At 43.0% G+C, this 13,552-nt stretch carries 11 protein-coding genes; 5 read left to right on the forward strand and 6 right to left on the reverse strand.

The genetic code is table 11. From position 1 onward, the window contains the following. Positions 1–253 precede the first annotated feature (253 nt). The gene (locus tag ACWXWT_RS08990) at positions 254–1,273 is read right to left on the reverse strand and encodes an AraC family transcriptional regulator (RefSeq protein ID WP_456041251.1); all 1,020 of its coding nucleotides are present in this window, start codon (positions 1,271–1,273) and stop codon (positions 254–256) included. Positions 1,274–1,411: 138 nt separating this feature from the next. On the opposite strand from ACWXWT_RS08990, the gene ACWXWT_RS08995 reads away from it, so the two are divergent. Both ACWXWT_RS08995 and ACWXWT_RS09000 read left to right on the forward strand, forming a co-directional pair. Then, the gene (locus ACWXWT_RS08995; protein ID WP_456041252.1) at positions 1,412–1,741 is read left to right on the forward strand and encodes a 2Fe-2S iron-sulfur cluster-binding protein; all 330 of its coding nucleotides are present in this window, start codon (positions 1,412–1,414) and stop codon (positions 1,739–1,741) included. A 10-nt stretch (positions 1,742–1,751) separates the two neighbouring features. Then, a complete protein-coding gene (locus tag ACWXWT_RS09000) occupies positions 1,752–2,951 on the forward strand; it encodes an alkane 1-monooxygenase (RefSeq protein ID WP_456041253.1) in 1,200 nt (399 codons plus the stop codon). Here ACWXWT_RS09000 and ACWXWT_RS09005 read toward each other — a convergent pair. The 4 genes from ACWXWT_RS09005 to ACWXWT_RS09020 all read right to left on the reverse strand — a co-directional run bounded on the left by ACWXWT_RS09005 (position 2,916) and on the right by ACWXWT_RS09020 (position 9,359). Continuing rightward, positions 2,916–4,025, reverse strand: a complete 1,110-nt coding sequence (locus ACWXWT_RS09005; protein WP_456041254.1) for a diguanylate cyclase domain-containing protein — start codon at positions 4,023–4,025, stop codon at positions 2,916–2,918. The genes ACWXWT_RS09000 and ACWXWT_RS09005 overlap by 36 nt on opposite strands. Before the next feature lie 496 nt (positions 4,026–4,521). Beyond that, positions 4,522–4,893, reverse strand: a complete 372-nt coding sequence (locus ACWXWT_RS09010; protein ID WP_456041255.1) for a DP-EP family protein — start codon at positions 4,891–4,893, stop codon at positions 4,522–4,524. A 28-nt stretch (positions 4,894–4,921) separates the two neighbouring features. Continuing rightward, complete coding sequence (locus tag ACWXWT_RS09015; protein ID WP_456041256.1) at positions 4,922–8,215, reverse strand: nSTAND1 domain-containing NTPase; 3,294 nt, start codon at positions 8,213–8,215, stop codon at positions 4,922–4,924. A 178-nt stretch (positions 8,216–8,393) separates the two neighbouring features. Then, positions 8,394–9,359, reverse strand: a complete 966-nt coding sequence (locus ACWXWT_RS09020; RefSeq protein ID WP_456041257.1) for a 2-dehydropantoate 2-reductase — start codon at positions 9,357–9,359, stop codon at positions 8,394–8,396. Positions 9,360–9,499: 140 nt separating this feature from the next. Between ACWXWT_RS09020 and ACWXWT_RS09025 the strand changes: the two genes are divergently transcribed. Beyond that, complete coding sequence (locus tag ACWXWT_RS09025) at positions 9,500–10,810, forward strand: amidohydrolase family protein (RefSeq protein ID WP_456041258.1); 1,311 nt, start codon at positions 9,500–9,502, stop codon at positions 10,808–10,810. Positions 10,811–10,985: 175 nt separating this feature from the next. Here the strand turns inward: ACWXWT_RS09025 and ACWXWT_RS09030 are convergent, their stop codons facing one another. Continuing rightward, positions 10,986–11,432, reverse strand: a complete 447-nt coding sequence (locus ACWXWT_RS09030; protein WP_456041259.1) for a MarR family winged helix-turn-helix transcriptional regulator — start codon at positions 11,430–11,432, stop codon at positions 10,986–10,988. 467 nt (positions 11,433–11,899) lie between these two features. Between ACWXWT_RS09030 and ACWXWT_RS09035 the strand changes: the two genes are divergently transcribed. Both ACWXWT_RS09035 and ACWXWT_RS09040 read left to right on the forward strand, forming a co-directional pair. Next, positions 11,900–12,577, forward strand: a complete 678-nt coding sequence (locus ACWXWT_RS09035) for a type 1 glutamine amidotransferase domain-containing protein (protein WP_456041260.1) — start codon at positions 11,900–11,902, stop codon at positions 12,575–12,577. Positions 12,578–12,706: 129 nt separating this feature from the next. Beyond that, positions 12,707–13,321, forward strand: coding sequence for a glutathione S-transferase family protein (locus ACWXWT_RS09040; protein WP_456041261.1), 615 nt, complete (start codon positions 12,707–12,709; stop codon positions 13,319–13,321). The last annotated feature ends 231 nt before the right edge of the window (positions 13,322–13,552 follow it).

Genomic DNA, 13,552 nt, shown 5'->3' on the forward strand with positions numbered 1-13,552 from the left:
GTATAAAATAGGCCGAATTTTGTCATTTTACCTTGTATATCCCACCGCTTAACCCGAGTTGAGGTTAAGTCTCTCTACGTTGTTTATACAGAAGTATTCCGTTCCCTAGTTAATAATGCTCGCTAAGCGCTACTTAGCGAGCAAGGATGCCATGTTTTATGATGAGTTCGATTACTATCGAAATACAGCTGCGACTAGCATTCATTATGTTTGGTGTGGGATGTTTGCTCCTATAAGCCTGCGAGGTTTCAAGCTAACGGCTCACTGTCGACATTGATTTTTGTTGTTGGCGGTATTCACTCGGGGTCATGCCCTGCCAGCGCTTAAATGCTCGCCTAAAATTTGCCACATCAACGTAACCTAGTTGGTAGGCTAACTGTTTAATACTGCCCTGAGATTGCGACAAATAATGTTTGGCAATGTGGTGATTCACCATTGCGACAATACGTTTATAGCTACTATCTTGCAGCGCTAAATGGCGATGAAGTGTTCGTGGTGTCATATGAAAATGTGCCGCAGTGTCGCATAAGCTTGGCAATGGCATCGCACTTTGCAGTAAATATTGATATAGCTTATCCCTAAGGCTTTGCTGCAAATTAAGTTGTGTTAGTTCGTTAATACACCACTGTTTTGCTTGCATAAACGAGCTAGGATCGGCCATTTCTAAGGGTTGATTTAATGATGCTTGGGTTAATATTAGCTGAGTGTTGGCTTGGCTAAAATGAACTGGCACCTTGAGTAAGGCCGAATATTGCTGCCAATAATGAGGTGCGCCAAGGCTTAGGTGAACGTGCGATATCACCGACGATTGCGGGCTGAGTTGTTGTAGTAACTTAGCAATTGTTACTAATAATGCATCCATAAACGGCTGCTGTATGATGCCTAGGGGGTGTATTTCTTGTAGCGTTATTGCCATTGCTTGGGGCGTTTCGAGGGTAGTGACTTTAACCAATGGGGTACGGGTATTTATAAATTGTTTTAGTGTGTCAACGGCTTGTTTAAGTGTGCTGCTATTAAGTATGGCGTAACCCATCATGCCGTGGGTGTTAATACCAATACGATTGCCAACATGCAAACCTATGTCTGCTCTGGACGACAGATTAATCGCTGACACAATTAAACGTTGATAGTCGTCAAAGCTGACTTGATAGTGTGGGTCTTGTAGTTGTTCAAGTGTGACACCGTTATGCGCGAGCCAAACCTTAACATTGCAGCCCCATTGCTGTAGCTGTTGGTAAACTTGGTTTACATAAAAAATCGGCAGTTGCTGCATAATATTTTTCTTATGTGCGTTTATTCAGTTGTAACGGATTTTTGAGGGCTTGTCTATTAATGACCCCTTTATGTCCGTTTCCCCCTCTTTTTTATCTTGCCAACTGCGCTAGAGTAAACTTTTGCAGAAGGATGCCTTATGTTGTCAATATTTACCGCTAAACCCGTTACGTTGATCATTAATGGCGACACTGTGGTGGAGCAAGCTAGCGTAAAACACTCTATTTTAACCACTGCATTAGCAGCCAACATTGCCTTTCCTCACCATTGTAGGGTGGGAAGTTGTGGTGCTTGTCGTTGCCAATTAGTCGCGGGTGAAGTGAAGCAATTAACCGACAGTGCTTATGTGTTATCGGCCGACGCGATAGCCAGCGGGATGATTTTGGCCTGCCAAAGTGTGCCTAAATCTACTGTGCACATTCAGTTAAATTTACGCCAGCGTCCTTTAGCCGACGAATCGCAAGAATAAGGACATAGCCATGTTTGCATACCTTAAATTTATGTCGTTTCACCTTATGGCATTCATTGCCATTGCCAGCATTACCTTGGGCGAAGCTTATATTAGTATTGGCTTTGCTGTTTGGGTTGCGGTGTATTTAGGTGGCGACATTGTGTTTGGTGACGACACTGAAACCCCAAACTATCAATATCCAGCCTTGCTCACTTGGTTGTTGTGGCTCGCGTTGCCATTAACGGTGATGTTGGTATTTGTGTGTTGCTGGCAATTTGCCAGCCAAGATATTGGTCAATATGGTGCTTGGGTGACCAGTCTTATTGGTTATGACGTATTGTTAGCGCGGGAAAACACCAGCTTGATTCAATATGGGGTGATGGTGATTTACTTGGGCTTAGTCGTTGGCGTTATGGCAACCATTACCGGCCATGAGCTAACGCACCGTACTTGGCAGCCGGTGTCATTATTGATTGGACGTTGGTTATTGGCATTCAGTTTTGATGCTAACTTTGCCATTGAGCATGTGTATGGCCATCATAAATATGTTAGTACCTTGAACGACCCCGCGACGGCTCCCCGTGGCCGTGGTGTGTATGCCCACATCATTATATCAACCATTAAGGGCAATATTAGTGCGTGGCATATTGAGCAGCAAAGGCTTAAGCGTAAACAGTTAGCGGTATGGAACTGGCACAATAAAGCGTTACGTGGTTATGCCATGAGTTTAACTATTATGGTGTGGGTGTTTTGGCTTGCGGGTTGGCAGGGGATAAGCTTTTTTATATTAATGGCATTGTGGGCTAAAGCGACGTTAGAAATAGTTAATTACATGGAACATTATGGTTTGGTTAGAGCGGTTAATACGCCTGTACAGCCACACCATTCTTGGAATACCACTAAGCGGGTAAGTTCGTGGGCCATGTTTAATTTAACTCGGCATTCGCATCATCATGCCCAAGGGCAGTTGCCTTATCATCAATTATCACCTTATCCCGATGCACCGCAAATGATTGGAGGTTACCTTAGTACCTTTGTATTAACCCTCATTCCGCCTTTGTGGCATAGACTGATGCTGCCTAAATTACAACATTGGGATAACCACTACGCCTCGCCGACCGAACAAGCTATGGCTCAGCAAGCCAATCAAAATAGCGGCATTGCAGCTTATCAGGCTTGTTACGTCAGCGGCTCAAGCACTAATGTTGATGCAGTTACGCCCAGTTGATTTTGCACGGTACAGTGCAGTATCTGCGGCGCAAACCAATGCGGTTGGGGTGCGGTATTGGCCGCTACGTTCACATGCGATACCTTGGCTGACACTGATTTTTGTTTGTGCTGGTAAGCCAATGTCGGTAAAGGTTAACTGGTTAATCCGACGCTGAATATTTTTGGCAATATATTCTGCGGTTAATGGGTTGCTGTTGGGTAGAATAATAACAAACTCTTCGCCGCCATATCGTGCTGACATGGCATTGTTAGAGGGGAGAACATCGGCCAATACATCGGCAATTTTTTGCAAACACTTATCACCGTTAACATGACCAAATTGGTCGTTAAATATTTTAAAATAGTCGACATCGATAATGATTAAACACAAGGGTTGGTCGTGGTTTATGCTGTCGTTCCAGTTGCTTTGTAGGGCATCATCAAATGCATGACGGTTGGCAAGACCGGTTAATTTGTCGGTATGGGCTAAGTGGCGCAGCTTATTGTATTCGGCTTTATGGGTTGTAAGGTTATGCATGATGCCAATAAATAGTGGCTGTGAACCTATATGCATTGACGGTAAGCATGACAATGATAAGTCGGCTTCTAGCAGGGTGCTGTCGGCACGATTAATGATAATCTCTTTAGGCCCATGATTAAATTGAGTCACTTTATTGGTTTCATCGCTGGCGCTATTCCATAAGGCAAACAAAGATTGATATTCATCTTTAAACGGGCTTTGTAGATAATCGGTCCAAGTTTGACCAATTAACATTTCTGCTGGGGCGCCAAATAATTTAGCGCCTAGTGGGTTTATCATCTCAATTACACCGGCAGAATTTACCACAAAAATTGCTTCCGAAATGGCTGTAATCACGTTGAGTAAGGTGCGAATTTGTAAGTTATCGGCTACGGCTATTTTGCCAGGATGACTTGCTGATTTTGCATGGGTTGACGCTGCGTCTGATAAGGTTTCAGACTCAAGGCACAAAGGTATTGTTACTGCGCTAGGAAATTTAGCGAATGAGTCTGTTAATTTAGTCACTCGTGTAATCGTGTCATTGAGTTCCGTTAATTTGTCATTGTTAAACATGATTATTCCTTTAAGCGTTTTGTGTTGAAAACCCCTTGTTGATGTCAAACACTTTATTAGGAATATTGTTTTTTTACCTTTCGGTAATCTTCTTGTTATAACTTGCTGAATTAATTGGTTATAAAATTTAAGTTATTTCTTTAAATCTATTGTAATTGTGTCGATACTGTTGCCTGTCTTTTGAATGGCATCTGATTTAGCAGGTTTTTTTGAGGTGTTTTGAGTGCTTGCAGATATGCATTTAGCCGAAACCGCATATTGCATTGTCACATTGGGTAGTGTTTTTTGGCCGCTGAACAGCGGTAATAGGATTCGGTTAAGCGTCTTGGAAGCGGAAGTTATGTCGATTTACGCGAGTGTGAAAGAGATCATTTTCTGTGTGTTAATGGCTAACGCCAGCCGTTTTATCAAGGTTCAATTATTGGTTGTTTTAGTTATGTTGAACAAGATAAAAAGCTCAGGGCAAGCCTGAGCTTTTTAATATGCTTCTACTTATTTAATTATGTTCGCGGTTGATAATTTCAGGGTCTGGGCTGAGTACCAATAAGGTATTGCTGGTGTTCGACAACACAAATTGAAATTGGGTGTTGCCCGATACTTCATCTAAGTCGGTTAAGTGTATTAAGCTGCCATCAGTACTGACTGCATCGATAATGCCGTCAAATGGGGTCATAAACGCTGCGCCAACAAACTTAAGCCCTTTGCCCGTTTGATCAATAAGTTGGTAGGTGATAGTACAGTTTTTGGTAATGATAACATCACCGCTTTTAGGGGTACCATCGTGATTGGTATAACTGAAAAACGGCTCGCCGTTTTCTAAGGTAACGGTGAGATTAAAAAATGTTGTCGTGTTTTGGGTATTTGACATTATATTTTCCATTTTGTTGGGTTAGGGGTTAGGGGTTAGGGTTTTTAGTTTTAGGGTTAAACCTAAAATCGGTTATGGCCGAACTTTCTAGCAGTTGAACTAAATTGGGGTGTTGCGTAAGCTCACCGAGACAGTCGAGGGCGTGAGCGTAAGGGACTGTAAATTTGGGCTCATTATTTTTGTCGGCAATTAGTGCTAATTGTTTTTTAGTTTGCAGACACAGAGAGTTGGCTTGTTGTGGCAGGCCTAATTGAGTCAGCAATGTTGCTGTTAACATATTGCTTTGGGCTAAACGAGCCAAGTAATAAGAATTTTGTTTGAACTCATTGATTAATTGATTAAAAGAGGCTGTTGCCTGTTGGGCATAGTTTAGACTATCTGACAATAATCCTTGTGATGCTAAATAATTTGCAGTAGCCAGTTGATAGGTTGCCCACACATCCATTTTTTTAGCGGACGTTTTTAAGGTGATATCTTCATCAAGCATGGTTGCTAATGAGTCAATACTGTGACCCATGGTGTGTTCAATGGGTTTAGTACTGAATGCCAGCATATTCAAGTAGGCGTAATATTGTTGGATCTTCCAAATATCATTATCAGGATCTTGTTTTAGGGCATCGGTAATTGTGACTAAACTAAGCTGTGCTTTTTCAAAAGCCTGTTGTTGGTGGCCTTGGTAATTTAGTAAATTAGCCAGTATTTGATAGCTGCTCGATAACCTGTCAAGTAAATAAGGCTGTTTTTCTAATGCTTGATTGGACAGCTGCTGTTGAATTTGTTGGTGTATTTGTATCGCCGCGGTAATGTCACCTTGAGCGGTGGCCGCGCTAGCAATCCATGATTGTGCATTGGCCACATCAGCAATCATTTTGCTATTACTTGGGTCTTGAACTAGTGCTTTTTGTTTTAACTGTAATGATTGCTCAAATGCCTCTCGTGCAGCAGCAAAGTTTTGTTGCTTCATGTGTATCGAGCCTAGGGAGTTGTGGGCATAGGACAACTCCATAATGGCATTGTTATCGTCTGAGGCATATTGATACATGGCTTGGCTGTATTCAAGATAACGCTCCAACCAAGGCAGCGTTGCAGTCCAATCACTTTTATCGTATTCAAGCTGGCCGAGCCAAAAAGCATTGGCCCCTAAAGTTTTAAGTAAACTAAGGTTTTGCGGTTGTATTTCGAGTAGCGGCAACATGCGCTCGCGGGCGGCGATTAAGGCGCTGCGGGCTTCGTCAGTGTTGCCGCGAGAATAGGCCACTTCGCCCATGGCCTCTAAGGTTTGGCTGTGTTGAAACTGGGCTTCAAAGCTTAAATAGCTGGCATCGTCGGCAGAAAAGTCACTGAAATATTCTAATGCTTTGTTACTGATCCCATCGAGCAAGTCCATTCGGCCAATACCGCGCATTTTGTCGGCGAATTCTCCCACCATAAAACCGAGTAAGTTTTCTGCCGCCAGGCGTTTTTGTTGTGCTTGGTTTTCGGCCTCAATGCTGCGAACACTCATGGCGACTGAAATGAGTGTGAGCGCTACTAAGCTAAACATAATAATACGCCGACGCCAGCGCCCGATGTTGGCTTGTTTGGTTGAGGCTTTAATGAGCGCTGCTTCTTGTGGCTCTATGGTAAATAACGGGTTGGCGATTAAGCTTTGTGCCTCAGCTAAGGGCTTACCTTCGGTAAGCAAATAGGCTGAGCTTTTTGATTCATTTAACCAGCGCAGTGTTTGATGCTGTAAGCGGCTTTTAATGGCTAAACTGTCATTGTGTTCGCTTATCCATTTTGTGGCGCGAGGCCAACGCCTTAATAGGGCTTCATGGGCGATACTAAAACAGGCTTTGTCGTATTGCAGGTGCGATACAAATAAGCGGTTGTCTACCATGGCTTTAACGAGGTTTTTTTCTGCTTCGCTTTTGAGTCCATCCCAACTGGCTGCGCGGCTGGTGACCGAGTTTTCGTCTTCGGATAGGGTGACCAACATAGATAACACGTTTGGTAAGGCCGCACGTTCGGCATCGTTTAGCCCTGCGAGCACCTGTTCGGCATTTTTACCGATGGCGCCTTCTAATCCTCCTAGTGAATGATAAACCGACACTAACAGCTGATCATTTTTATCGCGCTTGAGATACAGGGCTTCTAAGGTGTATTGCAGCATGGGCAGTGCATCTGGGTTTGATGCGGCGTCGCTGCAAAGCATTTCGTCCAGAGGCATGGCGGTATTAGGATCAATCGACCATGTTAGGTTAGCGGCGTTGGCGGGTAAGCGGATCATTTGCATGAGTTCTGTTCGGCTTGGGGCCGACAAGTCAAAGTGTGAACCGTTGGCTTTACCTGCCATTAAACTTGGGTGGCTAACCACTTGGGGGTAAAAATCGTTTCGACAGGCGCTAATTACAATGACCACACCTGATGTGGCTAAGCGTTCGAGAATGTCTAAGGCATCGATACGTTGTTGTTCGCTGTAAATGGGCGACGATAACAGCACTTCTAAGCGGTCGACGAATAAACAAAAATGCGCCTGGCTGTAATGGTGGCTTGATTTTGCCTGGGCAATGGCATGTTGGCACTGGGCGATAACGGCTGGCATTTGTTGGTTAAGTTGTACGGCAAGATCTTGTGCACTGAGCAGGGGAAATACGGGAATATCGTTTACTTCCCAGTCGAGCATGGCACAGGCGATATCAATAAGCAGTCGGTCTTGGGTGACATCGGCTAAGTCTAGGCTGGCATAATCGAGCACGCCTACACCATTAAAACCCGTGGCACTTTTGAGATTAGGAATAACCCCTGCGTTAATTAACGACGATTTACCTGTGCCACTTGGGCCAAGCACTAAGCAAAATGCTCGGCCAAATTGAATTTGTTTTGAGATCCTATTTAACAAGGTATCGACTTGTTCGCCGCGACCAAAAAACACGTCGGCATCGTTTGCTTCAAATGCGCGCAGTCCGGGAAAGGGCGATTGGCCTTGCCATGTGGATGTGCTAACTCGGGTATGATGACCGATTGGAAATGTAACGTCTGCTAAGGTGCGATAACCGCGTTTACGGATGGTTTCAATGTAGCTGGGGTTTGACGCTTGGTCACCTAAGGCTTTACGCAGCTGGGTGATCACTTTATGCAGTGGATTGTCACCCATGGCAATGTTGCCCCAACATTGGCGAATAATGTCGTCTGGGGTGAGCACCTCTCCTTGGTGTTGGCACAGTAGCCGCAATACGTCCATGGCTTTAGGTTCGAGGGTGCGGATTGTCTCACCCGATTGAACGCTGTTACTTTGTGGATTGATTTGCCAATCGCCAAAAAAGAAAGTGCTGTCGTTCATCTTGGTTAATGTCCAATGAGTTAATCGTGTGCGATTTGAGTAAACATACAATCCACCAATGCAGGATTATATTAATACGTTTGGTGTACGCGAGCGATTAAGTCGGTTGTATTTTTGTTATTAAATTGTACAGTAGAATTTCATTTGTCTCGACAACTATATCTCGTACAGCATCTGGTTAATGTTGTTGTTCTAATTGTTTTATTTGTTCTACTATCGCTTGATTGACGGGTGTTTTTATACCATATTTTTTGCCAATGTTAACCACCGCGCCATTAATGTAGTCGACTTCTGTTTTGCGTTTGGCTTGAATGTCTTCCCACATTGACGAGCGTGCTTTGGGATCGATGTCGAGCATTTGTTTGGCTAACACATTAAACAGAAAATTTGGCAGCGATAAAATGGTCGGCAACCATGTAGGTTTGACCTTAGTGTACTGATGTAACTGAATATCGGCGGCTTCGCACACCGCAAGCCATTCTTGCATTGCTTTGGCGAGTCTACGGCGATTTTTATATTGACTCAATTGTTGTTTTATTGGCAAGTCGGTAATGGCATTTAAGGCATTATTGAGGTTGAGTAATAACTTACCATAAATAATGGGGGTAAAGTTTACTTCAATGTCGCAGCCAAATCCATGCTGAGTGAGTGCTGACTGAATAGCTGTAGTGTGCAGGTTTTGTTGCAAGGTAAACACACCTTCAGTGCCTTGGTGAAATACGCCATTGGGTAACTGTAATACATTAAAAGGGGTGATACCTTGGAGTAACTGGTAATGGTCGAGCGAATCTTGAATGCTATCAACACTGCCTAAACCATTTTGCATAAATATAATGCTGCTGTCGTCATGGGTTATGGCCATTAGCTGATTGGCAATACTGCTCACTTGATGGCATTTTAAGGTAACAAATACCACATCAAATTTGCCATTGATGGACGGTATTTGGGTTATATCAGTGATCAATTCTTGCGGCATAACGGTTTGTGCAAAACCTTTGTAATCTGTCAAGGTAATGCCGTTATTGTTGATGATGTTTTGTTTAATGGCTGGTCGGCAGATTAAGCTCACTGGTAAGCCTGACATACATAACTGACCCGCTAAATAACACCCTGTCGAACCTGCGCCAAAAATTGCAATATTCATTGTGTTTATTCACTGCGTTAAAAATGAAATCACTTTCAAATTACCTTAACGGTAACACGATGTTTTACTTCCTTGTAACATAACAGATATTTTGGCAGTGTAGAAACTTAGCAAATGTTAATAACAAAAAGCGAGTCACTATGAACAAACATATTATGAGTACCATTGCCTTGGCTGTGCTTGGATTAACCCTGGGAGCGGCGAGTGCTAATGCTGCGGAGATTAACATTATTTATGCTGGCACATTATTAACTGTGCCTGGTGAGTCGCCTTTGAGCCAACAAACTGTGGTCATAAAAGACGGGGTAATCACTTCTATTACTTCAGGCTATCAGTCTGCACCTATGGCCAACGAAAATGACAATGTTGTGATTATTGATTTAAAAAATAGCTTTGTTATGCCTGGAATGATGGACATGCATGTGCACTTGCAGGGGGAGCTAGGGCCAAATAATGACAGTGAAGCGTTAAGGATGTCGGATGCAGACGTGGCAATGCGCAGTGCTTATTTTGCTAAAAAGACCTTATTAGCTGGTTTTACTACCGTTCGGGATTTAGGCGCTAAACCCGAACAAATTTATGCATTACGCGACGGTATTAATCAAGGTTGGGTGGATGGCCCGCGAGTTATTGCATCTGGCGGGGTGTCGGTAACGGGTGGTCACGGCGATGTGGATGGCATGAGCCCAGATTTACTTGATAAGTTTACCTCAAAGACGATTTGTGACGGACCTTATGATTGTCGTCGTGCTACTCGACGGGCCATTAAGTTTGGTGCCGATGTGATTAAAATTACCTCTACGGGCGGAGTATTATCGGACACGAATACTGGTACGGGGCAGCAAATGGACGATGACGAACTTAAAGAGGTGATTGATACTGCGCATGCTTTAGGCCGCAAAGTGGCCAGCCATGCCCATGCAGCCCAAGGCATTAATGCGGCGTTGCGTGCTGGAGTGGACAGCATTGAACATGGCAGTTATGCCGATAAGGAAAGCATAAAATTAATGAAAAAAAGTGGCGCGTTTTTAGTGCCAACATTGTTAGCCGGTGACACTGTGGTGAAAATGGCCAATGCGCCTGGGGGTGAGTTTATGTCGCCTGCGATTAAAGCCAAAGCGATTCGTGTTGGTGGTGACATGATGAAAAACTTCAGTGCGGCATACAAAGCAGGCGTTAACATTGCTTATGGTACCGACAGTGGCGTGTCGCATCATGGTGACAATGCTAAAGAAGCGGTATTGATGAGTAAGGCTGGTATGAGCAATGCGGACATTTTAGTTAGTGCGACAATCAATGCGGCCAATTTGATTGATATGTCGGATAAGCTCGGTACGCTTGAAGTGGGTAAATATGCCGACATTATTGCGACACATAACAGCCCACTTGAACAAATTGAAGCATTATTAGCAGTGTCGTTTGTCATGAAATCTGGGGTTGTTTATAAGTAATACCAATCCTGTTAAATATGTGATCTGACCCGATATTTAATGAGATTGGTATAATAGCCGTTTATGACGTACCAACCTAAAAAATGGTTAATTTAAGTTGCACACAATTCGTTATCGTGATTATCATATGGCGGTAAAAAATAAATATATCGCAAATATTGAGCACTTTTGTGAGTTAGAACTCAATGTGAGAGGGGAGTTTTAGCCTAAATTGGTCCAGCTGCTGTTTTAGGTCTGTGAGTTCAGATATGTCGATACCACATTGTTCAACAATACATTCGTGGATCTGTTCAGCTTTCGGTTGCAGTAGATAACCTTTTTCGGTGACTTGCATGCATAACACTCGTTCGTCTTGGGGATCGCGTATGCGTTTAAGTAGGCCGTCAGTTTCGAGACGTTTGATCACCGGTGTTAATGCGCCCGATTGTTGTCCGAGTTTGCTGGCTAATGCTTTTAAACTTAAACCGTCTTGTTCCCAGAGTACTAGCATTGCTAAATATTGAGTGTAAGTTAGCCCAATGGAGTCTAGTAATGGCTTATACAGCTGGATGATAGTCAGTGACGTTGAATAAACAGCAAAACACAACTGATTTTCAAGTAGCATAGGTTTGTTTTTATTCATATCAATTACTTAGCTCTTAAAGTAATTGTTCAACCTTATGTTGAACAATTTAGGTAGAAGTAACGTATTACTGGCCTTTAGCGGTTCATGATATCAGTGTTTTGCTGATATCTGTATTACAGGCGTTAATCGCGCTTAATCACTTAGGCCATAAGCTGTTTTGGGTTACCACATAGGGTGCCAATTATGTGCAAAGGATTCAAGATGAACGCTCAATATCGTTGCGCAATTTTGCACGTGTATACCTGCAGAAATGGAAGTGTTTAATCATCCTGACTATGCCGTAGGTGAGTGGCTCTTAGGGGATGGCGATTGTCATGCTGAATTGGTTAATGATTTTGAAAATATGGCCTCAGCCTTTATTGGGCGGTTAAAGGGCGATAATTTCGGCAAGGTTGTTATTAACATTAACGGCCTTTTGTTATCTCAAATGCTATTCGTAAATAGACTGTTTTTAAGGAATTACAATGAAAGTATTAATGGTATTAACTTCGCACGATAAACTAGGCGACACAGGCGAAAAAACCGGTTTTTGGTTAGAAGAATTAGCGGCGCCATATTACACATTTACCGACAAAGGTGCAGAGGTTGTATTGGCATCACCTAAAGGTGGATTACCACCATTAGATCCTAAAAGTGACGAAGCAGATTTTCAAACTGACGCCACCCGTCGTTTTGCTACCGATGCTAAAGCGCAGGCGTTACTTGCTAAAACACATACTTTGGCATCTGTTAATCTTGCCGATTTTGACGCTGTTTTCTATCCAGGTGGCCATGGTCCATTATGGGATTTAACCAATGATAAAGATTCTATTGCGTTAATTGAGCAGTGTTACAAAACGGATAAACTGTTAGGTTTGGTTTGCCATGCGCCTGCTGCGCTTAAGTTCCCTAAAAAGCCTGATGGAACGCCGTTGGTTGCCGGAAAAAATGTTACAGGTTTTACTAATGGTGAAGAAGAAGCCGTGCAGTTAACGAAAGTGGTGCCATTTTTGGTTGAAGATATGCTGCAACAAAATGGCGCAACGTATTCTAAGGGCGAAGATTGGCATCCCTATGCGGTTGTTGACGGTAAATTAGTGACCGGGCAAAACCCTGCATCGTCAGAGTTAGTGGCAGAAAAAATGTTAGCGATATTAAGCTAATTTGCTGCTTGGTTAAGTGTTAATACTTAACCTTAACTCAACGTTACAGAATAATGAGATTGATAAAAGCAAATCCAGTGGCTTGTTCGTTGGGTTTGTTTTTTATGTTAATTATACAAGGATGGCTTAATGATTAAACTACACCACTTAAATAAATCACGTTCAAAACGCATTATTTGGTTGTTAGAAGAACTTGGCGTTGACTATGAGTTACTTGCTTACCAACGTGATGAGACCACATCTTTAGCGCCAGAATCGTTAAAAAAAGTGCATCCATTAGGCAAGTCACCAGTATTAGAAGCCGGCGGCTACACCATTGCTGAGTCGGGCGCGATTACTGAGTATTTAATCCAAACTTATGGCGCTGATAAACTGATGCCTGCCCCAGGCACTGCAGATTATATTGATTATTTACAATGGATGCATTTTGCTGAAAGCTCGGCAATTTTGCCATTATTGTTGAAGCTGTTTGTTAAAATGGATGGCGCACCTACCAATTTTATCGCGGGATATGCCGATGCTGAAACGGCAAAAGTGATGAGTTATGTTAATGACCGTTTAGAGGGAAAGTCATATTTAGTGGGTAACACCCTGAGCGGCGCTGATATTATGATGTCGTTTATTGCTGAGCTTGTTGGCCAAAATGGTGAGTTTGAAAAGTACCCTAATATTGGTAAATACTATCAACAGTTGATGACGCATAAGGCATTTCAAAAAGCGTTGCAAATTGAAGCTGAACATTAATGATGCTGGCATGTTATCAGCTCTGTTCAGTTTAACATTGCCACACAGTTGCAATATTGCGTGTTATACCAATCCTATTAAATATGTGATCTTTCAGCGGGAGTTCAACGTGCTGTAGGCAAGGCAGATGATTGAAGCGAATAGTGATCCTCGGTAACAAGCTCCTGCGTTACTCTACCTCCAGTATCTGACCGCCATGGATGGTGGGAATGTGTTATTTTTTATGGAAAA

This window comes from Shewanella sp. A22, assembly GCF_053850585.1.